The organism is Pseudomonas kitaguniensis, assembly GCF_049199985.1.
Lineage (GTDB): Bacteria > Pseudomonadota > Gammaproteobacteria > Pseudomonadales > Pseudomonadaceae > Aquipseudomonas > Aquipseudomonas kitaguniensis.
Map to the genome: position 1 here is coordinate 61166 of NZ_JBLZPT010000018.1, position 24282 is coordinate 85447.

A 24282-nucleotide genomic window follows, 5' to 3' on the forward strand; every position below is an offset into this window, starting at 1 on the left:
CAACCTCGACTCACAAGGAATAGAAAGCATGTTGAAAAAGACGCTCGTTGCTCTGGCACTCGGTTCTGCCCTGCTGTCTGCAGGCTCGGTAATGGCCGCTGACTACAAAATCGACAAAGAAGGCCAACACGCCTTCATCGACTGGAAAATCAGCCACCTGGGTTACAGCTACATCCACGGTACTTTCAAGGATTGGGACGGTACGTTCAGCTGGGATGCCGCCAAGCCTGAGGCCAGCAAAATCGCAGTCGACGTGAAAACCGCCAGCCTGTGGTCCAACCACGCAGAACGTGACAAGCACATCGCCAGCAAAGATTTCCTGGACGTTGCCAAGTTCGCCGACGCCAAGTTCGTGTCTACCGCGGTTAAATCCACCGGCGAGAAAACCGCTGACGTGACCGGCGACCTGACCTTTCACGGCGTGACCAAGCCTGTCACCTTCAAGGCTACCTTCAACGGTGAAGGCAAAGACCCATGGGGCGGCGAACGTGCTGGCTTCAACGCCACCACCACGCTGAACCTGAACGACTTCGGCATCAAAGGCCCAGGCCCGTCTTCGCAGACACTGGACCTGGACATCTCGCTGGAAGGTGTCAAAGCGAAGTAATTATTTCGCTGTTTTGCACGCACAGCGCCGGCCTCAGGGTCGGCGTTTTGCTGCCTGGCGGTCTATAAACCAGCTTGATAGGCCAGCACCTGTTCTTTCAGCCAAGTGTGCAGCAAGGTTAACTGCGCTGAATGTTTACTGCCCACCGGCCAGACCAGAAAGTAGCGTGAAGGGTGCGCCGGTTCGATGTCGGTGAGTCTGACCAGGTCCCCGCGTTGAATCAGTGAATGGGCAATGGAACGGCGGGTCAACGCGACCCCGTGCCCCAGCCTGACCGCTTCGAGCATCAGCGTAGACTCTGTAAACTCCACTGAGGCTTGAGGGCGTTGGCCTTCCAGGCCCGCAGCGCCGAGCCAGATCGGCCAGCTTTCACTGGCGTGCAGCAGGGGCTGCTGCAGGATGGCTTGCGCGGTGCCTGGCAGAACGCCGTGGTTGAAGTCGCGCGCGGCGACCACCAGCAGCGAGTCGCCCATCAGCGTTTCGCAATGCACATCGGGCCATTGCCCATGGCCGAAGCGGATGGCGCAATCCAGCGGGCCCTGCTCGAAGCTGGCGAACGCCATGCTCGACTCCAACCTCAGGTGCACCTCGGGGTGGGCGCTCCTGAAATCATGCAAGCGCGGCAGTAACCAATGCATGGCGTAGGAGGGCAGCACTGAAATGCTCAGTTGCGCGTGTTTGGTTTTCGCCAGCAGTTTTTCCGTGACGCTGGCGATCTCGCCCAGCGCTTGCCTGATCTGGTAGGCGTACACGCGGCCCTCATCGGTCAGCGCCAGGGAGCGTTTGTTGCGCAACACCAGCGCTATCTCCACATACTCTTCAAGAGACCGAATTTGATGGCTGACGGCACTGTGGGTGACATGCAGCTCGGCGGCGGCCAGGGTCACCTTGCCTAGCCGGGCCAATGCTTCGAAGGCGCGAAGTGCGGCGAGTGGAGGAAGTTTCAATGTATGAATTCCTTTCACATAAAAGCCCAATAATAGCCGCTATACGTGAAATCAGTGGTCTGTCGATAATGCGCGACGGGTTATTTATTTAAATAACCGCGTGCTGAACGTCGGGAGTTGTGAGCCGTGATAGATGAAATTCAAGCGTTTCTGAAGGACTACTTTAATGTGTTGCAAACCCAGGATTTGGGCACATTCGATAAAGTCTTTCACCGTGGCTGCGTGCTTTATAGCGCGCAGAATGCGCAGGTGGTTGTGCGACCTTTTGCCGAGTATCGGAGCATGGTTCAAGGCCGAAAGTCGCCACAAGAAGGCGGTTTTCCGCAACTTGATGAAGTGCTGATGATTGACGTGATGTCCGCAGAAATGGCCATCGTGAAAGTGCGTCTGCGCTTGTTCAATAATGTAATGGTCGATTATTTGAATCTGATGAAAGTTGAGGGGCGCTGGATGATCTTCGCCAAACTATTTCATAAAGCGGGCGAGGCGGCTGATCAATAAATTAACCGCCGGATGCAAAAACGCCCCGATTAATCGGGGCGTTTTTTTTGCCGTTTAAAACTCAGCGGTTGCGGGTCAGCAACGCTGGTTTTTCACCACGAGGGCGGCCTGGCAGTTGATCCAACTGCTCAGGTGTCGGGAAGCGGTCAGCTTTCGACTCCTTGTGGATGATCTTCGGCGCCGGGCCACCGCGTGGGTTTTGCACGGCGGGCTCGGACAAACGAGGCTGCTCGTCACGGGCCGGGCGACGGTTGTTACTGCGCGAGTCTTCGCGACGCGCCTGGCCGTCACGCGGTGCGCCATTACGCGGGCCGCTGCGCTTGGCAGGTGGTGTGCCGGTGGTGCCGCCGCTGCTGTTGCGCGGACCATTCTGACGACCGCCCTGTGGCTGGCCGCCACGTGGCGCGCCGCTGGCGGCACCTGCACCGGCGCCTTGTGCCGGAGCACCTGGACGACGGCCACGGCCTTGGGCTGGTTTGGCCTGGGGCACGTAATCAACGCGGTTACCGAAGTTATCCACATCGTCGTCGAGGAACTCGTCCGGCGCGCGGTCGGCTGCGGCGCGTGGCGTTTGGCTCGGCTGGCGCTGTTCGCGGGCCGGGGTGCCTTCACGCGGTTTTTGCTCGCGGGCCGGGCGGTCGCCACGGCCATTGACCGGCGCTTTTTCTTTGCCGCCCTTGTCTTTGCCCTTGTCGCGACGACCTCCGCCACCACCGCCGCCGTTCGGGCCATCGCCCTTCGGACCGCGTGGGTTGCGTGGGTTACGCACGTCCGGGCGCTCGCGCACTTCAGGCTTTTCGGCCTCTACGGCGCTGGAATCGAAGCCCATCAGGTCGCCGTCGGCGATTTTCTGCTTGGTCATGCGTTCGATGCTTTTCAGCAGTTTTTCTTCGTCCGGCGCAACCAGCGAGATGGCTTCACCCGAACGCCCGGCACGGCCGGTACGGCCGATACGGTGCACATAATCTTCGTCGACGTTTGGCAGCTCGAAGTTGACGACGTGCGGCAGTTGGTCGATGTCCAGGCCGCGCGCGGCGATGTCGGTGGCGACCAGGATGCGCACTTCACCGGCCTTGAAGTCGGCCAGCGCTTTGGTGCGAGCATTCTGGCTTTTGTTGCCGTGGATGGCAACGGCGGTGAGGCCGTGCTTGTCCAGGTACTCGGCCAGGCGGTTGGCGCCGTGCTTGGTACGGGTGAACACCAGCACTTGTTCCCAGGCGCCGGCGGTGATCAGGTGCGCCAGCAGCGAACGTTTGTGGCTGGCGGCCAGGCGGAATACGCGTTGCTCGATACGCTCGACCGTGGTGTTCGGCGGCGTGACTTCGATGCGCTCCGGGTTGTGCAGCAGCTTGCCGGCCAAGGCGGTGATGTCGTTGGAGAACGTTGCCGAAAACAGCAGGTTCTGACGTTTGGCCGGCAGGCGGGCGAGGACCTTTTTCACGTCATGGACAAAGCCCATGTCGAGCATGCGGTCAGCTTCGTCCAGCACGAGGATTTCCACGTGGGACAAGTCGACGCTGCCTTGGCCGCACAGGTCGAGCAAGCGACCGGGGCAGGCAACCAGCACGTCAACACCACGGGACATGGCCTGAACCTGTGGGTTCATGCCGACGCCGCCGAAGATGCAGGCGCTGACGAACTTCAAGTCGCGGGCATACAGCTTGAAGCTGTCGTGCACTTGGGCGGCGAGTTCGCGGGTAGGGGTCAGGACCAGTACGCGCGGTTGGCGCGGGCCATGACGCTGGGATTTGTCCGGGTGACCGTTAGGGAACAACCGCTCCAGAATCGGGAGGGCGAAACCACCGGTTTTACCAGTACCTGTCTGCGCCGCAACCATCAGGTCGCGGCCTTGCAACACGGCGGGAATGGCCCGCTGTTGCACCGGAGTAGGCTCGGTATAGCCCGCTGCCTCGATGGCGCGGACTAAAGCCTCGGAGAGACCGAGGGAAGCAAAGGACATGAGTAATCCTGTTTTAGTTAGGGCTTGGCCCAAAGGGATAATCTTACCGGGCGTGAATGGCGCTTAGGGGAGCGCAATCCCGTCCGGTCCTGCTGCGTCTGGCGGGCACTCCACCGGCGGTCGCGCGCTATAAGCTGCGTTCGTCGCGGGGTTAGGTGCCTTTTTCAAGACCTCAGCGGCCGGGCGTGAGCCTGGCGGAAAGGCCGGAGTATAACAGAGCAATCACTCTGCGCTGCTTTCCTGCTGCTCAACGGTGTGTGCAGGCGCGAGTAATGCGTTGGTTTGGGGGCTCACGCCGGCATATTTGGCACTTAAGGCCGCATACGCGGGCTCTTGCTTGAAGCGTTTAAGCTCGGCGGCAAAGCGCTGCACCAGCAAATCCATGCCTGCGCCACGGCGCACCGCCAAATATTGTGGCTGGCGACTGATGACTTCGGGTGCCTGGGTAATCTGCTCGTTGAGCCCGAGCGCCTTGATCACATGCTGGCCGACCCGGCGGTCGGTGATCACCAAGTCGACCCGGCCCAGCGCGAGTTTGCCGAAGTTGGCTTCATGGCTGGCGGCCGGCTCCTGATTGAACAGGGTGGACTCGCTGAATTGAGCGCCATAGAGGTACCCCGGCGAGGTGCCGATGGTCAGGCCGCGCAGGTCGTCGAAGGTGTGGAACGGATGCGGGCGCGCAGTGGCGTAGAACAGCACGAACTCCACGTCGGACAGCGGCTCGCTGGGGTAGAGCAGCAGGTTGCCGCGCTCGCGGCTGTGAAAAATATCCAGCGCGCCATCCGCCAGGCCCTGGTCGAGCATCGCCAGGCAACGCTTCCAGGGCAGGAATTGCCATTCCACCTCGATGCCCAGGCGCTGAAACACAATCACCGTGGTTTCATAGTCGAGCCCGCGCATCGTGCCGTTATCGTCGTACACGTAAGGTGCCCACGGCTCGGTGACGATGCGCAGTTTCTCGCCTTGGGCGCTCAGGCTCAGGCAAGTGAAAAGAACCGCGGTTAGCAACTGGAAAAATACGCGCATGCCCCGAGGTTACGTCTGTCTCGGGCTAAAAAGAAGCGCTGGTATCGCTGTCGACGGGCAGCGCGGGTTTTTATTTGCCGGGGGACTTCATCAGGTGCTCATAGATCGCTTCGCGCCGCTCACCCAGAATCAGCCGCACCACCGGGTTGGCGAACCAGTGCTCAAGCAGGTGCGCGTCAATCGGGCGCTTCTGGCGTTCTTCCTGATTTTGTCGGGCCTTGTCCCACCAAACCGGGCCGCACGCCTGGTCGAATTCGTTTTCGTGCTCATAGCAGCCGTAGAGGATTTCGCGGATAAATTGCTGCTGGTTTTTGGGCAGCACCAGCGTCACCAGCTTGTACATCAAACGTTGCAGGCGCGGCGGGCGTGGCAAGTGGGCTGACACCTGGCGAGTGTCGTCCAGGGCCAGTGCGCTGGTGGGGTTGGCCGCGTGCTTGGCGATCCACGCCTTGACCTTGGCCCGGAACAGCTGCTTGCGGCTCCAATAATGGTGGATCAGGTCTGGGCATTCACGCACGTTGAGTGTTCGGTAAGCTGCGATCGACAGGCAGAACTCTTCCAGGGTGTAGGCGCCTTGGGCATGCGGGAACAGTTCGTCCATCAACTCGATCGAACGATCAAGCACGTGCGCGTCTTGCTGGTGCAGGCCCATGACCCCGGAATTAAGCGTCATCATGTCGTCATCGGCCACGCCCATGTCACGCAGCCGCTGGTGCAGGGCGCTGTACAGAATGCTTTCGGGGTTGTCGCCGTACTTGGTGTAGAAGGCGTTACATAACAGCGTGCCCGGTTGCACGCGTTCAAACAGCGCCATGGGCGAGTGATGAAAAAACGTGTCGGTGTCGATCAACAGGGCCACTTCGGACTCTTGCAGCACCTGGCGCAGCACCACGTGTTTGGTACGGAAGTGGTAGCCATGCGGCTCGCACCAGCGTTTACGCGTGGCTTCATCCAGCGGGCGCACACGCACCGGCAACAGGCGATAAGGCTCGGGGTTATCGCTGAACACCTGAATATCGATGGCGGCGTCTTGCGTATCGCGCAAAAAAGCCAGGGCGCTGGCGATACTGAATACCGCTTCTTGATGGTAAGTCTCTGCCCCGAACACCAGGTAGACCAGTTGCGGGCGGGGCGTCGGGGCTGCTGTATTCATGGACTGCACAATTCCGTGGGCGTTTAAAACCGCAAAGGCCCTCTTTATGAGGGCCTGGGCACTTTGGAAAAAACCTTAGCGTGGCAGCTTCAGGTTGTTCCAGACAGCGAGGCTCGGTTCAGCCTGGTTAAGCGTATAGAAGTGCAAGCCTGGCGCACCACCTTGCAACAATCTTTCACACATCTCGCTGATGACCTGCTCGCCAAACGCCTGAATGCTCTTGACGTCATCGCCATAAGCTTCCAGTTGCTTGCGCACCCAGCGTGGGATTTCTGCGCCGCACGCGTCGGAGAACCGCGCCAGCTTGCTGTAATTGGTGATCGGCATGATGCCCGGCACGATCGGGATGTTGACGCCCATCGCCCGCACACGCTCGACAAAGTAGAAGTAGCTGTCGGCGTTGAAGAAGTACTGGGTGATCGCGCTGTCGGCGCCGGCGTTAGCCTTGCGCACGAAATTGTGCAGGTCGTCTTCGAAATTACGCGCCTGAGGGTGCATCTCCGGGTAAGCCGCTACTTCGATGTGGAAGTGATCGCCGCTTTCTTCGCGGATAAAGCTCACCAGGTCATTGGCGTAGCGCAGCTCACCGCTGGCCATGCCCATGCCGGACGGCAGGTCGCCGCGCAGGGCGACGATACGCTTGATGCCAGCTTGCTTGTATTGGGTCAGAAGGCTGCGCAGGTCGGCCTTGCTGTCGCCCACGCAGGACAAATGCGGTGCGGCAGGAACCTTGGCTTCGCTTTCCAGCTGCAGCACGGTGTTGATCGTGCGGTCACGGGTCGAACCGCCCGCGCCGTAGGTGCACGAGAAGAAGTCGGGGTTATAGCTGGCCAACTGCTTGGCCGTGGCCATCAGTTTTTCATGCCCAGCATCGGTCTTGGTCGGGAAGAACTCGAAGCTGTAGCGACGGTCTTGGGACATGGGGAGTCTCCAGCTGTAAGTTGCAAGCTTCAAGCGGCAAGAGGGCGGTGCGCCTGTTGCTGTTGCTTGAAGCTCACATCTCTCAACTGCTTAAGGAGCAATAAAGTAGCAAGCTCTCAACCACCAGATGCAAGTAAACAACCCGCTTTTACTTGCCGCTTGAAGCTAAAAGCTTGCAGCTGCTATCAGTAGCGGTAAGCGTGTGGCTTGAACGGGCCTTCAACAGCCACGCCGATGTAGTCGGCCTGGGTTTTGGTCAGTTGAGTCACCACACCGCCGAAGCCGCGGACCATTTCCAGGGCCACTTCTTCGTCGAGTTTCTTCGGCAGCACTTCCACGGTCAGGCGCTCGGCTTTTTGGGCTGGCGACAGGTCGGCGTATTTCTGGCCGAACAGGAAGATTTGCGCCAGTACCTGGTTGGCGAACGAGCCGTCCATGATGCGGCTTGGGTGGCCGGTGGCGTTGCCCAGGTTTACCAGGCGGCCTTCGGCCAGCAGAATCAGGTAGTCGTCGTTCTGTGGGTCGAAAGTGCCGGCGCCGGTACGGTGAACCTTGTGTACCTGCGGCTTGACCTCTTCCCATGCCCAGTTCTTGCGCATGAAAGCAGTGTCGATTTCGTTGTCAAAGTGGCCGATGTTGCAGACAACGGCGCGCTTTTTCAGGGCTTTGAGCATGTTCGAGTCGCACACATTGACGTTGCCGGTGGTGGTCACGATCAGGTCGATCTTGCCCAGCAGTGCTTTGTCGATGCTTGCTTCGGTGCCGGTGTTGATACCGTCGATGAACGGCGACACCAGTTCAAAACCATCCATGCAGGCTTGCATGGCGCAGATCGGGTCGACTTCGGAAACGCGAACGATCATACCTTCCTGACGCAGCGACTGAGCGGAGCCTTTGCCCACGTCACCGTAACCGATGACCAGCGCTTGCTTGCCGGACAGCAGGTGGTCGGTGCCACGCTTGATCGCGTCGTTCAGGCTGTGACGGCAGCCGTACTTGTTGTCGTTCTTGCTCTTGGTCACCGAGTCATTGACGTTGATGGCCGGGATTTTCAGCTCGCCCTTGGCCAGCATGTCCAGCAGGCGGTGCACGCCAGTGGTGGTTTCTTCGGTCACGCCGTGAACGCGGTCCAGAATCTGCGGGTATTTCTTGTGCAGCAGTTCGGTCAGGTCGCCGCCGTCGTCGAGGATCATGTTGGCATCCCATGGCGCGCCATCTTTAAGGATGGTTTGCTCCAGGCACCACTCGTACTCTTCTTCGGTTTCGCCTTTCCAGGCATACACCGCGATACCGGCAGCGGCGATAGCAGCGGCGGCCTGGTCTTGAGTCGAGAAAATGTTGCAGGACGACCAACGTACTTCGGCGCCCAGGGCAACCAGGGTTTCGATCAGCACGGCAGTCTGGATGGTCATGTGGATGCAGCCGAGAATCTTCGCGCCCTTGAGCGGCTGCTCACCGGCGTATTTGCGGCGCAGACCCATCAGGGCAGGCATTTCGGATTCGGCGATAAACGTTTCGCGACGGCCCCAGGCAGCGAGGGACATGTCGGCGACTTTGTAGTCGGTGAAATCTGCAGGCGTAATTACAGCGCTCATGAAGAGCCTCCATTCGTAGTGTGCGAATGGGCGCCGTTGTGCGTTTAGTACCAGGCCAGGTAATACCTGCCCCGACAACGCCCCATCCGAGCCTGACAGGTTGAACCTGCTGCAGCGCCCCTCGGACAGGTGGCGGGAGAACGGATAGCCGTTCGAAATCGGGGGCGATTATAGCTTTCTTTGTCCGGCTAGTGGCAAGCGACAAGCGACAAGCTTCAAGCTACAAGCTACAAGCGGCAAGTCAAAGCGATTCGGCTTTTACTTGCGGCTTGCAGCTTAAAACTTGAAGCTGGGGCCATAACCCTATCTCCCAAACACCTCAGACCCGGAGCCCCGCCATGAACTTCCACACCCGCAAATGGGTAAAACCCGAAGACCTCAACCCCAACGGCACCCTGTTCGGTGGCAGCTTGCTGCGCTGGATCGACGAAGAAGCGGCGATTTACGCGATTGTTCAACTGGGCAACCAGCGCGTGGTGACCAAGTACATCTCTGAAATCAATTTCGTCAGCGCCTCGCGCCAGGGCGACATCATCGAGTTGGGCATCACCGCCACCGAGTTCGGTCGCACCTCAATCACCCTGACCTGTGAAGTGCGCAACAAGATCACGCGCAAAAGCATCCTCACTGTGGAAAAAATGGTCTTCGTCAACCTCGGTGAAGACGGCTTGCCGGCGCCGCACGGGCGTACCGAGATCAAGTACGTGAAGGATCAGTTCCAGGAAGACAGCCTTCCCGAATAATCCTGTGGGTGGCCAGTGAACGCTCTTGATGGCGATAGGTCGTACCTGAACATCGCCCCCGCTCAGGTATCACCATGGCCACGCAAGAAGACGGTAAAACCCCCAACCTGTCGCAGGAAGAGCAGCAGGACGTGGACGAAAACCAGCCGCCGCGTGCGGCGGTACTGCACGAAATTATCCGCACCCAGGGCGACCAGGAGCTGGAGCGCAACGTCGCCGCACTGTGGTGGTCGGCGCTGGCGGCTGGCCTGACCATGGGCCTGTCGCTGATGGGCATGGGCTTGCTCAACTCGCGCCTGCCGGACGGCGAAGCATTCAAAGTCATCGCCAGCTTCGGTTACTGCGCGGGTTTCCTCGCGGTCATCCTCGCGCGCCAGCAACTGTTCACCGAAAACACCCTGACCGCCGTGCTGCCGGTAATGAGCAAACCTACCCTGGCAAATGCCGGGCGGCTGTTGCGCCTGTGGTCGGTGGTGCTGGTGGGTAACCTTTGCGGCACTTTGCTGGTGGCCTATGTGATGCTGCATTTGCCGATTTTCGACACCAAGACCGACCAGGCCTTCCTTGAAATCGGCCGCAAAGTCATGGAAAACGACCCCGGCCAGATGTTCGCCAAAGGCATTATTTCCGGTTGGATGATTGCCACCATGGTGTGGATGATCCCGTCGATGGAAAGCGCCAAGATGTTCATCATCATCTTGATCACCTACCTGATGGCGCTGGGGGATTTCACCCACATCGTCGTCGGCTCGGCGGAAGTCTCGTACCTGGTGTTTGCCGGTGAATTGCCGTGGAAGGACTTCTGGCTGGTGTTCGCCGGGCCGACCCTGGCGGGCAACATCATCGGCGGCAGCTTTATTTTTGCGCTGATCAGCCACGCGCAGATCCGCAGCGAAAGCAGCCTGCCGGGTAAATCGGCTGCGGACCCGAGGCACCCGCAGCAGATTAAAAAGGATCAGTGATGTTCGGGCGTGGCTTGGGGTTCGCCTTTGGTCACGTGCTTGACCAGTTTGCCGATGCTTAAACCCTGCAACAGGATCGACAACAACACCACGATGTAGGTGATGCTCAGCAGCAAATCGCGCTCCGGGCCGAGCGGCAAGGCCAGTGCCAATGCCACCGACACCCCGCCGCGCAGGCCGCCCCACGTGAGGATGCGCACAGTGCCGCGCGGCACCGTGCGCCAGCGGCGTAGCAGCAGGATAGCCGGCGCCACGGTCAGCAAGCGCGACAGCAGAATCGCCACGGCGAGCAAACTGGCGGCAAAAATGTGCAGCCAGTTGAACGGCAACAGCAACAGCTCCATGCCGATCAGCGCAAACAGCAGGGCGTTGAGCATGTCATCGAGCAGTTCCCAAAAGCCGTCCAGGTAACGCCGGGTCATGTCGTTCATCGCAAGCTTGCGGCCCAGGTTACCAATGATCAGCCCCGCCACCACCATCGCAATCGGTGCTGAGACGTGCAGTTCAGTGGCCATGGCCGAGCCGCCGATGACCAGCGCCAGGGTCAGCATCACTTCGATCTGGTGTTGCTCGATGCTCTTGATCATCAGGTACACCAGGTAGCCGATGAGCCCGCCGAACACCACGCCGCCAATCGCCTCATGGGCGAACAGCATGGCGGTGGCGCCCACGGTCGGCGTTTCGCCCAACTGTGCGATGCCCAGCAGCACGGTAAACACCACCACTGCGGTGCCGTCGTTGAACAGCGACTCGCCGACGATGGTGGTTTTAAGCGGTTTCGAGGCGTTTGCCGTTCGCAGCACGCCCAGCACTGCAATCGGGTCGGTGGGCGAAATCAGCGCGCCGAACAGCAGGCAGTAGAGGAAGCTTACGTGCCAGCCAAACAAGGCAAAGATGTAATACGCCAGGCTGCCGATCACCACGGTGGCAATCAATACGCCGAAAGTCGCCAGCAGGCCGATGGGCCAGCGGTAACTGCGTAAGTCATTCAAGTTGACGTGCAAGGCGCCGGCGAACAGCAGGAACGACAGCATCCAGTTCATCAGCAAGTCGCCGAAGTCGATCTGGCCGATCAATTGCTGAATATGTTCTTCGAGGCCGGGAAAGCCGATAACGCTGAGGCCTTGCAGGATCAATGAAAACAGCAAGGCGGTGACCATCACGCCGATGGTGGGTGGCAGGCCGATAAAACGAAAGTTCACATAGGTGAGCAGCGTGGTGAGGCAAATGAAGGCGGCGACAAGTTCAAGCATCCGGGGTCCCTGGAAGTGAGTGGGTAGAGCGTTAATGGGTGCATGGACCGCAGTGGCGGCGTGAGGTTGCACGGCGTTGGGTAAAAGCGTGATAGAACCTTTGGCTGCTTTATGCGCTCATAGCGGGTAAGTGCGGTTGGGCAGGTTTAATGCTAAAACGCCCATTGCTGTTTAAAACGACAAAAGGAGTGTGTGATGACGGTCGCTTTCTGGTGTGTGTTAATCGCAATTTTTCTGCCTTACCTGTGCACGGGTGTGGCCAAGTTCAGCGGCGGCAAGTTCGGGCCGCGCAATAACCACGACCCTCGCGCTTTTCTGGACACGCTCGAAGGCTTTGCTAAACGCGCTCACAGTGCACAGCTCAACAGCTTTGAAGTAACGCCCGCGTTTGCCGCTGCCGTGATCATTGCGCACTTGGCCGGTACGGCGTCACTGGTAACCATCAACGTGCTGGCGGTGTTGTTTATCACCAGCCGGTTGCTGTACATCATTTGCTACCTGGCGGATTGGGCGATGCTGCGTTCAGTGGTGTGGCTGGTGGGCATGGCGTTGATTGCGAGTTTCTTTTTTGTCTCGATCTGAGGCGTGACGCAAAGCCCGTGTGGGAAGCAGCAAGCCCCTCCCACCTTTGGCCTCCAGTGTTTGTCAGGTGCCAGCCGGTGCGTCGGGCACATGCGGTAAGGCGGCGCCTTTTGGCCAGAGCATCCAGATTTGCCCTTGCTGCTTCATGTTGCCCGCCAACTCACCGGCGGCCTCACCGGTGCCCCAGAACAAGTCGGCACGCACTTCGCCGGTGATTGCACCGCCGGTGTCCTGCGCTGCTACCGGCCGGGCAATCGGCGAGCCATCGGGTTTGGTGGTCGACAGCCACAGCAGGCTACCCAGCGGAATTACCTTGCGATCAACCGCCACGCTGTAGCCGGCAGTCAGCGGCACGTTCAGCGAACCGCGCGGGCCTTCATTGCTGTCGGGGCGGGCGCTGAAAAACACGTAGCTGGGGTTGCTCGCCAGCAACTCCGGGATGCGCTGCGGGTTCGCCTTGGCCCAGGCGCTGATGGCGCCCATGGTCACCTCGTCTTTTTTCAGCGCGCCTTGCTCCACCAGCCAGCGGCCAATAGGGCGGTAGGGGTAGCCGTTCTGGTCGGCGTAACCGACGCGCAGTTGGCGCCCATCCAACAGTTGAATGCGGCCCGAACCCTGGATTTGCAGAAATTGCAGGTCCATCGGGTTGGTCAGCCAGGCAATCGGCTTGGCCGTGGAGCCTTTCCCGTTGAGAGTGCTGGCATCGTCATACGGCTTGAGCACGCGGCCTTCGAGCCGACCGCGCAGGCGCTTGCCCTTGAGTTCCGGGTAGATGCTTTCGAGGTTGACGATGATCAGGTCATCCGGCACGCCGTACACCGGCACATGCGCGGTGGCGGTTTCGGTCAGGCTGCCGGGATACACCGGTTCGTAGTAGCCGGTGATCAAGCCGTTGGGTGTGTTGTCGGCCGAGCGCAGGCCGAACACGTCAAGGCGTTCCTTGAGAAAACCGCGAACCGCCAGCGCATCTGCGGGCACGCTGGCCGCTGCGGCACAGGTGGCGCCCCATATCGGGTCGGCCTTGAGGCGTTGGCACGCGCTGCGCCAGGATTCAAACCCGGCCAGCAAATCGCTGTCCGAGACTGTCGGCAGCGCTTCCCACGGTGCGCTCACGTAAGTGGCGACGGCATGCGGTTTGGCCGCTTCCTCTTTTTTGCCGGCGTCTTTGCCCGTATCGCAACCGGCCAGCAGCGCAAACAGTGGTAGAGCCCACGCCAGGCGGCGGCTCCAGGTATTAAAGGTGATATTCATGCGCACAATTCCTGAAGCGATTGCCCGCGCCGTAGCGCTTCTCGGCAACCCTTATTATTAATAGGGCTATTGGCCTTTACGGGCGGGGCGAGGATACTGGCCGCCGTTTCCCGTGACCCTGAGCCACCATGACTTTTAACAAATTGACGGTTGCATTGCTGGCCTGCCTGGCCTTGACCGCCTGCGGCGGTGTCGATCCGAATTCGCCGCTGGGCCAGCGCAAAGCGATCTTCAAACAGATGCTCAAGACCAGCGAAGACTTGGGCGGCATGTTGCGTGGGCGCATCCCGTTCGACGGCGCCCGGTTCGCCGACGGTGCGGTCAAGCTCAATGCATTGTCCTTTGAGCCGTGGCAGCATTTTCCGAATGTGCGTGAAGAAGATCACACCAGCGCCAAGGATAACGTGTGGCAGCAACAAGCACGCTTCCAGGCGTTGGCCCGCAACCTTGAAGCCGCCACCGGTGAATTGGTGGTTGCAAGCCAGGTGCAGCCTTACGCGGCCGCCAACCTTGGGCCTGCGGTGCAGAAGGTCGAAGATGCCTGCACGGCGTGTCATAAACAGTTTCGAGACCATTGACCGGTTTTACTGGTCGAGTTCTTCGACGGCGTCCTGCAGGTCTTTGCGCGCTTGGGCAAGCTTGTCCTTGCGCTTGTTGATGCGGTCCGCGTCACCCTTTTTCATGGCTTTGTCGAGGTCTGCCTGACGGCGGCTGACGTCATGTTTGGCGTCGAGCACTTTGTTTTCACGCTCTTTGCGCAAGGACGCGTCGGTGCAGTTGGCGGTGACTTCGCTCAGGGCTTTTTCAAGGCCGGCTTGTTGTTCGCTGTTGTTGTGCGCCTTGGCTTGTTCGATCCGGGTGCTGATGGCTTGGCGTTTGGCGGCGCAACCGGTGAGTTCTGGCGCTGTTTCGGCGGCCAGCAGTGGCGTGGTGAGGAAGCTTGCGACGGTTAAAAAGGCAAGTGGGGCGAGGTATTTCATGTGGTGCTCCAGGGTCGCAATCGGTGAGCAGGGTGAATTCTGCCGAGGTTCAATAATGGGCCGGGGCGTGCTTAAAACCCGTCGATTCCGGCCAAACGTAATGTTTCAGCCATGGCCTGTACCTGCGGGTCGCGAAAAAAAGCGCTCAGTTGCGCCGCGCGGCCCGGGCCGATGCCGTCGGTAGCCAGCCAGGCTTGGGTGTCTTTGGCAGCCAGGGTTTGCCAGCCACCGTCCAGCTCGTTGCGCGCCGAGGGCGGAACGCCCAAGGCTTTAAGCCATTGTGCGAAGGGCCGTTGCCGAGCGCTTTGAAGGCTGTCGAGCAGCCGCGCACGGCTGCGATCACCGAAGCCATCAATATTAGCAAGCTCTGCGGCATCCAGGGTCAACCAATCGAGAATGCCTGCGATTAGACCGGCCTGGATCAATACGTTCCAGGTTTCGCGCCCCACGTGCGGCAATGACAGGCCCTGGTTGCCGCTTAGCCACGTCAGGCGCGCGAGCAATTGCTCCTCGCAACCCGGGTCGAGTTGCCAACAGCTCAGGGCATGGAAGTTCTGAGGGTCGGGCACTGGCACCTGCACGCGGGTCTCGTTGCGCAGGACCACTTGGTCCAGGCGCGGAATCACTTGCCCCGCCAGGCTGATCGACACCTGGTCGCCTGCGCGAATATCCAGTGCTTGCCAGCGTTTCAGCGAACCTACGCTGACGCGGTTGATTTGCCGATCGTCCAGCCGCACCGGTGCAAGCTCCAAAATGGGCGTAATGCGCCCGGTGCGGCCGATCTTGAACTGTACCTCGCGTACCAGTGCCAACGCCTTGGTGACCGGGTACTTCCAGGCCACCGCCCAGTAAGGCGCGCTGGCCTGCCAGCGTTTGGCGGGCGCGTGCAAGGCTTGGTGCAACACCACGCCATCACTGGCAAAGGGCAGCGGATGGTTGTACCAAAAAGTGCGCCACTGCGCGGCATCAGTGAGGGTTTGGATGGGCTGGCTGTATTGGCGGGTTTCGGTGAAGCCCCAGCGCGTCAGCGTGGCCAGGCGCTCGCTGAAGTCCGCTGGGCCGTCAGGCCACCCCCAGATGAACAAGCCGATACCGGCGGCATCGGTGTCGCTCAACTGTCGGCGGTTCATCAGGCCTGCCACTTTGCTGCGCGCATTCAGCCCGCCGTGGGTTGATTGCACATGCTCGTCGAGGCGCCAATAGAGTTCGCCCTGCAGCACCAGGTCGAGCGGCTCCGGCAGTTGCTGAACAATGCCGGGGATCTTGCGCGCGGCGGCTGACCAATCCTGGCCGAGCCGGCCATTGCCCCGGCTGATCAGTTGGCTTAAGCGACCCTGGCGATACACCAAGGTCACGGCCACGCCGTCGACCTTGGGTTGAATCCATACGTCTTGGCGTGTGCTGAGCCAGTCACCAACAGCCTGCTCATCCAGCAGTTTTTTCAAGCCCGTGTGCGCGACCGGGTGAGGCTGGGTGCCCCGTGAACTCGCCAGTGGGTTATCCGCCACCTGGCTGGGTGCGGGGAAACATTCGCGCCACTGCGCCAGGCGCTGGCGGGCCTGGTCATACAGCTCATCACTGACCGGCGAGTGGCCAAGGCGGTGGTAGCTGTCATCCCACAGCTCGACTTGGATGGCCAGGGTGCCGACCTGTGATCGGGCCTCTTCGGGGCATGCTTCGGCCCACGCCAAAAAGGGCAGGGCGCTGAGTAAAAGAGCAGTCAGTAAGCGCATATGAGCATCCTTGCTCGCAAAGGGTGCCCAGCCTAAGTGATCCATGCGGCGATAAAAAAGCCCCGAGCGGGCGCGGCTGTTTACCGCGTGTTTCTGCTTGCCTGAACAGGCCGGCCAAGGCTTCGCCCGCTGCGTTTTTATCGGGCCTGGCAAATGTGTTGCAACCTTTGTTGAGCGGACGCTGCACCGTTTGAAAGGCGTTTGCCAAGGCAATAAAAAGCCCCGCAGGGTAAACCCTGCGGGGCCTTGTGTGTCGCGAGTGCTTACAGGCCGGCAGCGATGCGCAGGTCGTTGGCGCGGTCGGTTTTTTCCCAGGTGAAGGTGGTGAAGGTGTCGTCGCCGACGGTCTTCTGCGCAGGTGTACGACCGAAGTGGCCGTAGGCTGCGGTTTCCTGGTACATCGGGTGCAGCAGGTCGAGCATGGTGGTGATGGCGTACGGGCGCAGGTCGAAGATCTCACGCACCAGCTTGACGATTTTGTCGTCGCTGATCTTGCCGGTGCCGAAGGTATTCAGCGAGATCGACGTAGGTTGAGCCACGCCGATAGCGTAGGAAACCTGAATTTCGCAACGTTCGGCCAGGCCGGCGGCGACGATGTTTTTGGCCACGTAACGACCGGCGTAGGCCGCCGAACGGTCAACCTTGGATGGGTCTTTACCCGAGAACGCGCCGCCGCCGTGACGGGCCATGCCGCCGTAGCTGTCGACGATGATTTTACGGCCGGTGAGGCCGCAGTCGCCCACCGGGCCACCGATGATGAACTGGCCGGTCGGGTTGATGTGGAACTGCGTGTCCTTGGTCAGCAGTTCGGCAGGCAGCACGTGCTTGACGATCAGCTCCATCACGCCTGCGCGCAGGTCGGCGTAGGACACGTCCGGGTTGTGCTGGGTCGACAGCACAACCGCGTCGATACCCACGACTTTGCCGCCTTCGTAACGGCAGGTCACCTGGGATTTGGCATCCGGGCGCAGCCACGGCAGCAGGCCATTTTTGCGGGCCTCGGCTTGCCGTTGCACAAGCTGGTGCGAGAAGGTGATCGGCGCCGGCATCAGCACCTCGGTTTCGTTGCTGGCGTAGCCGAACATCAGGCCCTGGTCGCCAGCGCCCTGATCTTCAGGCTTGGCGCGGTCCACGCCCTGGTTGATGTCGGGCGACTGCTTGCCGATGATGTTCATCACGCCGCAGGTCGCGCCGTCGAAGCCGACGTCGGAACTGTTGTAGCCAATCTTGGTGATCACGTCACGCACGATCTGTTCCAGATCGACCCACGCGGTGGTGGTGACTTCACCGGCGATGATCGCCACGCCCGTTTTCACCAGAGTCTCGCACGCCACTCGGGCGAACTTGTCTTCAGCAATGATGGCGTCCAGCACCGCGTCAGAAATCTGGTCGGCGATTTTGTCCGGATGCCCTTCAGACACGGACTCGGAGGTGAAAAGGGAGTATTCGCTCATCTCGATGTTTTCCTGATATTTACCGATGGTGAGTGTCGCCAGCCGGCCGCTGAAAATGGCGGACCTGAATCTGGAAACCATTACGTAAACCTACATAGAGGCTTTCCCCGGGAACGAGTCCCGCAGCGGTGGCCCAACGGGCCAGATCGTCCTGTTCAAAACCCAACCAGAGATCACCGCAGGCCTCCTTGGCCCAACTCTGGTTGTGGCTGCATAAATCTGTGACCAGCAGGCTACCGCCGGGTTGCAGCAAATTGGCCATCTGCTTGAGGGCGTCGGCGGGGGCGGCAAAATGGTGCAAGACCATGTTCAGCACCACGCAATCGGCCCGCAGGCTGGTGTCGTTCAACGCGTCTGCGAGCTGCAGGCTGACATTGCCCAGCGCTTCGCGCTCGCACAACTGGCGCGCCAGTTCGAGCATCGCCGGGCTGTTGTCCAGCGCCGTGACCTGTTGAAAGCGTCGCGCCAGTTCCGGCAAAAAGCCGCCGTCGCCGGGGCCGACTTCCAGTGCAGTCGCCCCTTCACTGAAGCTCAGCTTGTCCAACAGCGCCAGTACGCTTTCGCGGTATTGGGGCAGGCCAGCGATCAGGTCTTGTTGGGCGCGAAACTTCTCGGCCACGCGTGAGAAAAAGTCCTGGCTGGCCGCCGCGCGTTGCCCGTGAACCTGGCCGATGCGCGATTGCACGTCGCCGGGCAGGCCCAGGTTGTCGACTTCTTCGAGCAAGGCCGCGTGCAATTTGCCGCCAAGCAACTCGGTGTGGGGCAGGGCGCGGCGGTAAAAAATCGCATTGCCTTCGCGGCGCGTGGCCACCAGGTCTGCCTGTGACAACACCTTCAAGTGGTGGCTCATGCCCGACTGGCCGATGGCGAAGATCTGCGCCAGTTCGAGTACGCCGAACGAGTTGTTGGCCAGTGCGCGCAATACGTTCAGGCGCAACGGATCACCGGCGGCCTTGCACAAGGCTGCAAGTTCATCGCCGTCGTCGGGACGCAGGGAGGGCACGGGTAAGTTCATAAGGCCAGCAGTCTAGTGACGGCTGGAAATCCCTGCAAGGCCAATATCAAAAAGTTTTGATATTGGTCGATAATCGGCGGTTATAAGCAGCGGCTATAAGCTTTAGACGAAGCGACGCACGGTTTCTGCAGGCGATTGCCGGGCCAACCACAGGAAAAACACCCACAAGTGACTATCTTTCATTGCCCGAAGGCGGTGGCTGAGGGAAAATGCGGGTTCTTTTTTCCGTTTCTTTTATTCACTATCCTCAGGAGAACAGCGATGCCCAGCCGTCGTGAGCGTGCCAACGCCATTCGTGCCCTCAGCATGGATGCCGTGCAAAAAGCCAACAGCGGCCATCCCGGTGCCCCGATGGGCATGGCGGATATCGCCGAGGTACTTTGGCGTGACTACCTGAAACACAACCCAAGCAACCCGCTGTTCGCTGACCGTGACCGCTTTGTGCTGTCCAACGGCCACGGCTCGATGCTGATTTATTCGCTGCTGCACTTGACCGGCTACGACGTCACCATCGATGACCTCAAGAGCTTCCGCCAACTGCACAGCCGCACCCCGGGCCACCCGGAATTCGGCTACACCCCAGGCGTCGAGACCACCACCGGTCCCCTGGGCCAAGGCCTGGCCAACGCTGTTGGCTTCGCGCTGGCTGAAAAAGTGTTGGCGGCGCAGTTCAACCGCCCTGGCCACAACATTGTTGACCACCACACCTACGTGTTCCTGGGTGATGGCTGCATGATGGAAGGCATTTCCCACGAAGTTTCCTCGTTGGCCGGCACCTTGGGCCTGGGCAAACTGATTGCTTTCTACGATGACAACGGCATCTCCATCGACGGCGAAGTCGAAGGCTGGTTCACCGACGACACCCCGAAGCGTTTCGAAGCCTACAACTGGCAGGTGATCCGCAACGTCGACGGCCACGACCCGGAAGAAATCAAAACCGCCATCGAAACCGCGCGCAAGAGCGAGCAGCCGACGTTGATCTGCTGCAAGACCACCATCGGTTTCGGCTCGCCGAACAAGCAAGGTAAAGAAGACTGCCACGGTGCCCCACTGGGTGACGCGGAAATCGCCCTGACCCGCGCTGCGCTGAAGTGGAACCACGGCCCGTTCGAGATTCCGGCCGACATCTACGCCGAGTGGAACGCCAAGGAAAAAGGCCTGGCCGCCGAAGCCGAGTGGGACCAGCGTTTTGCTGCCTACTCCGCTGAATTCCCGGAACAGGCCAACGAGCTGGTGCGTCGCCTGGCCGGTGACCTGCCTGCCGACTTCTCCGAAAAAGCCTCGGCCTACATCGCCGAAGTCGCGGCCAAAGGCGAAACCATCGCCAGCCGTAAAGCCAGCCAGAACGCGCTGAACGCCTATGGCCCGCTGCTGCCGGAAATTCTCGGCGGTTCCGCTGACCTGGCCGGTTCCAACCTGACCCTGTGGAAAGGCTGCAAAGGCGTGTCGGCTGAAGACGCCAGCGGCAACTACATGTACTACGGCGTGCGCGAGTTCGGCATGAGCGCCATCATGAACGGCGTGTCGTTGCACGGCGGCCTGGTGCCTTATGGCGCGACCTTCCTGATGTTCATGGAATACGCGCGCAACGCCGTGCGTATGGCCGCGTTGATGAAGAAGCGTGTGATCCATGTGTACACGCACGACTCCATCGGCCTCGGCGAAGACGGCCCGACGCACCAGCCGGTCGAGCAACTGACCAGCCTGCGTACCACGCCGAACCTGGATTGCTGGCGCCCAGCCGACGCGGTTGAATCCGCGGTGGCCTGGAAGCACGCCATCGAGCGCAAGGACGGCCCTTCGGCGCTGATTTTCTCGCGTCAGAACCTGCAACACCAAGTGCGTACCGACGCGCAAATCGCCGACATCAGCCGTGGCGGTTATGTGCTCAAGGACTGCGAGGGCGAGCCGGAGCTGATCCTGATCTCGACCGGTTCCGAAGTGGGCCTGACCGTTCAGGCGTACGACAAGCTGACCGAGCAAGGCCGCAAGGTGCGTGTGGTGTCGATCCCGTGCACTAGCGTGTTCGAAACGCAGGACGCCGGCTACAAGCAATCGGTATTGCCACTGCAAGTCAGCGCGCGTATCGCCATCGAAGCGGCTCACGCCGACTACTGGTACAAATACGTGGGCCTGGAAGGCCGCGTGATCGGCATGACCACCTACGGGGAGTCGGCGCCGGCGCCAGCGTTGTTCGAAGAGTTCGGCTTTACCCTGGAAAATATTCTGGGTCAGGCTGAAGAACTGCTGGAAGACTAAGGCTGTAGATTGGGGTGGTTGTTCGGGCCCCATCGTCGGAATGCCGCCCAGAGCAAGCCCGCTCCCGCATTAGAATGGGTTCACAATTCAACCTGTGTGAACCCGCTCAAATGTGGGAGCGGGCTTGCTCGCGATAGCGTCAGAACATTCAACACCGAACTAACATTGATCGAGAACCCCATGCCCCAACCGCGTCCCTACAAAGTTGCACTCAACGGCTACGGCCGCATTGGTCGTTGCGTCTTGCGTGCGCTGTTCGAACGAGGGGCGGCGGCCGGGTTTGAAATTGTCGCGATCAACGATTTGGCCGACATGGCCAGCATCGAATACCTGACACGCTTTGACTCCACCCACGGCCGCTTCCCCGGCGAAGTGCGGGTAGAAGGCGATTGTCTGCATATCAACGGCGACTGCGTAAAAGTCTTGCGCAGTGCCACCCCCGAGGGCATCGACTGGGCGGCGCTGGGCGTCGACCTGGTGTTGGAATGCTCCGGTGCTTACCACACGCGTGCCGATGGCCAGCGTTTTCTCGACGCCGGCGCACCGCGTGTGCTGTTTTCCCAGCCGATGGCCAGCGAGGCGGATGTCGACGCCACCATCGTCTACGGCATCAACCAGGATTGCCTGACCGGCAACGAGCTGCTGGTGTCCAACGCCTCGTGCACCACCAATTGCAGTGTGCCGCTGTTGCGCTTGCTGGATCAGGCGATTGGCCTGGATTACGTGTCGATCACCACGATTCACTCGGCGATGAACGACCAGCCGGTCATCGATGCTTATCACCACGAAGACCTGCGCCGCACGCGCTCGGCGTTCCAGTCGGTGATTCCGGTGTCCACCGGCCTGGCCCGTGGCATTGAGCGATTATTGCCGGAACTTGCCGGGCGTATACAGGCCAAAGCCGTACGGGTGCCGACGGTGAACGTGTCCTGCCTGGACATCACCATGCAAACCGTCAGCGACACCGATGCTACCGAGGTCAACCGGATCTTGCGCGACGCCGCCACCAGCGGCCCGCTCAAAGGCCTGCTGGCCTATACCGAGTTGCCGCACGCCAGTTGTGATTTCAACCATGACCCGCATTCGGCAATTGTCGATGCCAGCCAAACGCGAGTTTCCGGCCCAAGGCTGGTGAATATTCTGGCCTGGTTCGACAACGAATGGGGCTTTGCCAACCGCATGCTGGATGTTGCCGAACATTATCTGCACATCGCTTCTAAACAACCTCAACAGTAATTCAGGAACTGCGACCCATGACCGTGTTGAAGATGACCGACCTCGATCTGCAAGGTAAGCGCGTGCTGATTCGCGAAGACCTCAACGTCCCAGTCAAGGACGGTGTTGTCACCAGCGATGCGCGAATCCTGGCCTCGCTGCCGACCATCAAGCTGGCCCTGGAAAAAGGCGCGGCCGTGATGGTCTGCTCGCACCTGGGTCGCCCGACCGAAGGTGAGTTTTCCGCTGAAAACAGCCTCAAGCCTGTGGCCGCTTACCTGAGCAAAGCCTTGGGCCGTGACGTGCCACTGGTGGCGGATTACCTGGGTGGCGTCGACGTAAAAGCCGGCGACATCGTGCTGTTCGAAAACGTGCGCTTCAACAAGGGCGAGAAAAGCAACAGCGACGAGCTGGCCCAGCAATACGCGGCGCTGTGCGACGTGTTTGTGATGGACGCCTTCGGCACCGCGCACCGCGCTGAAGGCTCGACCCACGGCGTGGCCAAATTCGCCAAAGTGGCCGCGGCAGGCCCGTTGCTGGCCGCTGAACTGGACGCACTGGGCAAAGCGTTGGGCGCCCCGGCGCAGCCGATGGCCGCCATTGTTGCCGGCTCCAAAGTGTCGACCAAGCTGGACGTGCTCAACAGCCTCAGCCAAATCTGCAATCAACTGATCGTCGGCGGCGGCATCGCCAACACCTTCCTGGCCGCCGCCGGCCACCCGGTGGGCAAGTCGCTGTACGAGCCGGACCTGCTCGACACCGCCCGCGCTATTGCGGCAAAAGTCAGCGTGCCACTGCCGGTCGACGTGGTAGTTGCCAAGGAATTCGCCGAAAGCGCCGAAGCCACCGTCAAGCTCATCGCTGACGTGGCCGCTGACGACATGATCCTCGACATCGGCCCGCAAACCGCGGCCAACTTCGCTGAACTGCTGAAGTCGTCGAAGACCATTTTGTGGAACGGCCCGGTCGGCGTATTTGAATTCGACCAGTTCGGCAACGGCACCAAAGTGCTGGCCAAGGCCATCGCTGAAAGCTCGGCATTCTCCATCGCAGGCGGCGGCGACACCCTGGCGGCCATCGATAAATATGGCGTTGCTGACCAGATCTCCTACATTTCTACCGGTGGCGGCGCGTTTCTTGAATTCGTCGAAGGCAAAGTACTGCCCGCCGTTGAAGTGCTGGAAACCCGAGCCAAGGGCTAAGGCGCATGATCCGGAAAAGGAGCATTCCCATGATCAAGTCGTTGGCACTGGTCATCGCGGCGGGCCTGTTGGCCGGCTGCGGTAGCACGCCAAGCGCGGCGCCGTCACCGGCCGGCAAGCCTGCGCCAGCGCAGAGAAACAACTGCTACCAGGCTGACTGGCAAGCCGAAACCATGCCGGTGATCAACAAGCGCATCGGCAATGAACGGCTGGAGAAATACGACTCCGCGCCCAACGGTCAGGAACAGGGTTGCCCTTGATGGGTCTGATCAACTAACCGACAGCAGTGGCGGCCCTTGGGCCGTCGTTCGAGGATTGGCAATGAAAGGCGTTTTCGCCCTGGCAGCACTGGCCTTGTTGGCCGGTTGCAGCAGCATGAACCTGTTCAACAAGGCAGAGCCGCAAGGCACGTGGACCACCTGGACCTGTGACAGCAAGGCCGAAGTCAACTGGCGCTTTGCCAACGCGGCCCACAGCGAGGTGGATGTGCGCCTCGGCGGGGCTGACCCGGTGTATCGCCTTAAACAAGACGTTGCCGCCTCGGGCGTGCTGTACAGCAACGACCAGTTGGCGTTTCACACCAAAGGTGAAGAAGGCCTGATTTACTGGGTCGCCACCGATGATTTGATTGGGCGCGGTTGTAAGGCTCAGTAATACCGAACACGATCTCTGATGTCATTGAGATTTGAAGTGTGGGAGGGGCCTGCTCCCGATGGTTATCTATCAGTCCATGAAGGTGGTGGCTGCCCCACCGCCATCGGGAGCAAGCCCCCTCCCACATTAAATCCGGTTCCAAAATTGGCATAAGCGTGAGCCGGACATAGAAAAAACGATTCAGCAGGCCAAGCCTTAACCCCTTGATCTGCAATAACTTGAATAGCAGCCGCCGCTACGGCAGGCTTGCACGATTAACGACCCTCGAT

Annotated in this window: 23 protein-coding genes and 1 riboswitch; of the genes, 11 read left to right on the forward strand and 12 right to left on the reverse strand. The window is 60.3% G+C overall.

The annotated features are described in order from the left end of the window. Nucleotides 1–28: 28 nt before the first annotated feature. A complete protein-coding gene (locus tag ACOZK9_RS20275; protein ID WP_058415129.1) occupies nucleotides 29–607 on the forward strand; it encodes a YceI family protein in 579 nt (192 codons plus the stop codon). Between the two features lie 62 nt (nucleotides 608–669). Here ACOZK9_RS20275 and ACOZK9_RS20280 read toward each other — a convergent pair whose 3' ends face one another. Continuing rightward, complete coding sequence (locus ACOZK9_RS20280; RefSeq protein WP_421556420.1) at nucleotides 670–1554, reverse strand: LysR substrate-binding domain-containing protein; 885 nt, start codon at nucleotides 1552–1554, stop codon at nucleotides 670–672. A gap of 126 nt (nucleotides 1555–1680) precedes the next feature. On the opposite strand from ACOZK9_RS20280, the gene ACOZK9_RS20285 reads away from it, so the two are divergent. Beyond that, nucleotides 1681–2055, forward strand: a complete 375-nt coding sequence (locus ACOZK9_RS20285) for a nuclear transport factor 2 family protein (protein ID WP_058415131.1) — start codon at nucleotides 1681–1683, stop codon at nucleotides 2053–2055. A 61-nt stretch (nucleotides 2056–2116) separates the two neighbouring features. Here the strand turns inward: ACOZK9_RS20285 and ACOZK9_RS20290 are convergent, their stop codons facing one another. The 5 genes from ACOZK9_RS20290 to ahcY form a co-directional block, all read right to left on the reverse strand. Beyond that, nucleotides 2117–4015, reverse strand: a complete 1899-nt coding sequence (locus ACOZK9_RS20290) for an RNA helicase RhlE2 (protein WP_058415132.1) — start codon at nucleotides 4013–4015, stop codon at nucleotides 2117–2119. A 222-nt stretch (nucleotides 4016–4237) separates the two neighbouring features. After that, nucleotides 4238–5041: a substrate-binding periplasmic protein gene (locus ACOZK9_RS20295; protein WP_421556421.1), complete on the reverse strand. Its 804-nt coding sequence runs from the start codon at nucleotides 5039–5041 to the stop codon at nucleotides 4238–4240. Between the two features lie 70 nt (nucleotides 5042–5111). Next, nucleotides 5112–6194 (reverse strand): hypothetical protein, encoded by a 1083-nt coding sequence (locus ACOZK9_RS20300; protein WP_058415134.1) that lies wholly within the window; start codon nucleotides 6192–6194, stop codon nucleotides 5112–5114. 75 nt (nucleotides 6195–6269) lie between these two features. Further along, nucleotides 6270–7115: a methylenetetrahydrofolate reductase [NAD(P)H] gene (gene metF / locus ACOZK9_RS20305; RefSeq protein ID WP_058415135.1), complete on the reverse strand. Its 846-nt coding sequence runs from the start codon at nucleotides 7113–7115 to the stop codon at nucleotides 6270–6272. 185 nt (nucleotides 7116–7300) lie between these two features. After that, the gene (gene ahcY / locus ACOZK9_RS20310) at nucleotides 7301–8710 is read right to left on the reverse strand and encodes an adenosylhomocysteinase (protein WP_058415136.1); all 1410 of its coding nucleotides are present in this window, start codon (nucleotides 8708–8710) and stop codon (nucleotides 7301–7303) included. A 21-nt stretch (nucleotides 8711–8731) separates the two neighbouring features. Then, nucleotides 8732–8839, reverse strand: a riboswitch (S-adenosyl-L-homocysteine riboswitch). A 209-nt stretch (nucleotides 8840–9048) separates the two neighbouring features. Between ahcY and ACOZK9_RS20315 the strand changes: the two genes are divergently transcribed. Together ACOZK9_RS20315 and ACOZK9_RS20320 are read left to right on the forward strand one after the other, a co-directional pair. Next, nucleotides 9049–9453: an acyl-CoA thioesterase gene (locus ACOZK9_RS20315; RefSeq protein ID WP_058415137.1), complete on the forward strand. Its 405-nt coding sequence runs from the start codon at nucleotides 9049–9051 to the stop codon at nucleotides 9451–9453. A 74-nt stretch (nucleotides 9454–9527) separates the two neighbouring features. Next, nucleotides 9528–10415: a formate/nitrite transporter family protein gene (locus tag ACOZK9_RS20320; RefSeq protein WP_058415139.1), complete on the forward strand. Its 888-nt coding sequence runs from the start codon at nucleotides 9528–9530 to the stop codon at nucleotides 10413–10415. Here ACOZK9_RS20320 and ACOZK9_RS20325 read toward each other — a convergent pair. Further along, nucleotides 10409–11668: a cation:proton antiporter gene (locus ACOZK9_RS20325; protein ID WP_058415140.1), complete on the reverse strand. Its 1260-nt coding sequence runs from the start codon at nucleotides 11666–11668 to the stop codon at nucleotides 10409–10411. The two genes, ACOZK9_RS20320 and ACOZK9_RS20325, sit on opposite strands and share 7 nt — an antisense overlap. A 195-nt stretch (nucleotides 11669–11863) precedes the next feature. Between ACOZK9_RS20325 and ACOZK9_RS20330 the strand changes: the two genes are divergently transcribed. After that, nucleotides 11864–12250, forward strand: a complete 387-nt coding sequence (locus ACOZK9_RS20330; RefSeq protein ID WP_058415141.1) for an MAPEG family protein — start codon at nucleotides 11864–11866, stop codon at nucleotides 12248–12250. 63 nt (nucleotides 12251–12313) lie between these two features. On the opposite strand, the gene mltA is transcribed toward ACOZK9_RS20330, so the two are convergent. Continuing rightward, nucleotides 12314–13501 (reverse strand): murein transglycosylase A, encoded by a 1188-nt coding sequence (gene mltA, locus ACOZK9_RS20335; RefSeq protein WP_421556422.1) that lies wholly within the window; start codon nucleotides 13499–13501, stop codon nucleotides 12314–12316. Between the two features lie 128 nt (nucleotides 13502–13629). On the opposite strand from mltA, the gene ACOZK9_RS20340 reads away from it, so the two are divergent. After that, entirely contained in the window at nucleotides 13630–14079 is a 450-nt protein-coding gene (locus ACOZK9_RS20340) for a c-type cytochrome (protein ID WP_058415143.1), read from the forward strand. A 6-nt stretch (nucleotides 14080–14085) separates the two neighbouring features. Here the strand turns inward: ACOZK9_RS20340 and ACOZK9_RS20345 are convergent, their stop codons facing one another. The 4 genes from ACOZK9_RS20345 to ACOZK9_RS20360 all read right to left on the reverse strand — a co-directional run bounded on the left by ACOZK9_RS20345 (nucleotide 14086) and on the right by ACOZK9_RS20360 (nucleotide 18683). Continuing rightward, entirely contained in the window at nucleotides 14086–14481 is a 396-nt protein-coding gene (locus tag ACOZK9_RS20345) for a DUF1090 domain-containing protein (protein WP_421556423.1), read from the reverse strand. A gap of 71 nt (nucleotides 14482–14552) precedes the next feature. Continuing rightward, a complete protein-coding gene (gene ligB, locus ACOZK9_RS20350) occupies nucleotides 14553–16214 on the reverse strand; it encodes an NAD-dependent DNA ligase LigB (RefSeq protein ID WP_152749135.1) in 1662 nt (553 codons plus the stop codon). Nucleotides 16215–16477: 263 nt separating this feature from the next. Further along, complete coding sequence (gene metK, locus ACOZK9_RS20355) at nucleotides 16478–17668, reverse strand: methionine adenosyltransferase (RefSeq protein WP_421556424.1); 1191 nt, start codon at nucleotides 17666–17668, stop codon at nucleotides 16478–16480. A 19-nt stretch (nucleotides 17669–17687) separates the two neighbouring features. Then, nucleotides 17688–18683, reverse strand: coding sequence for an ArsR/SmtB family transcription factor (locus tag ACOZK9_RS20360; protein WP_058415147.1), 996 nt, complete (start codon nucleotides 18681–18683; stop codon nucleotides 17688–17690). Between the two features lie 261 nt (nucleotides 18684–18944). On the opposite strand from ACOZK9_RS20360, the gene tkt reads away from it, so the two are divergent. The 5 genes from tkt to ACOZK9_RS20385 all read left to right on the forward strand — a co-directional run bounded on the left by tkt (nucleotide 18945) and on the right by ACOZK9_RS20385 (nucleotide 24013). Then, on the forward strand, nucleotides 18945–20942 hold the full coding sequence (gene tkt / locus ACOZK9_RS20365) for a transketolase (protein WP_058415148.1): 1998 nt from the start codon (nucleotides 18945–18947) through the stop codon (nucleotides 20940–20942). Nucleotides 20943–21122: 180 nt separating this feature from the next. Continuing rightward, a complete protein-coding gene (epd, locus tag ACOZK9_RS20370; protein WP_058415149.1) occupies nucleotides 21123–22178 on the forward strand; it encodes an erythrose-4-phosphate dehydrogenase in 1056 nt (351 codons plus the stop codon). 17 nt (nucleotides 22179–22195) lie between these two features. Continuing rightward, nucleotides 22196–23359, forward strand: a complete 1164-nt coding sequence (locus tag ACOZK9_RS20375) for a phosphoglycerate kinase (protein WP_058415150.1) — start codon at nucleotides 22196–22198, stop codon at nucleotides 23357–23359. 29 nt (nucleotides 23360–23388) lie between these two features. Beyond that, complete coding sequence (locus tag ACOZK9_RS20380; protein WP_122252395.1) at nucleotides 23389–23619, forward strand: hypothetical protein; 231 nt, start codon at nucleotides 23389–23391, stop codon at nucleotides 23617–23619. Between the two features lie 61 nt (nucleotides 23620–23680). Next, entirely contained in the window at nucleotides 23681–24013 is a 333-nt protein-coding gene (locus tag ACOZK9_RS20385) for an MliC family protein (RefSeq protein ID WP_099234787.1), read from the forward strand. Nucleotides 24014–24282 lie beyond the last annotated feature (269 nt).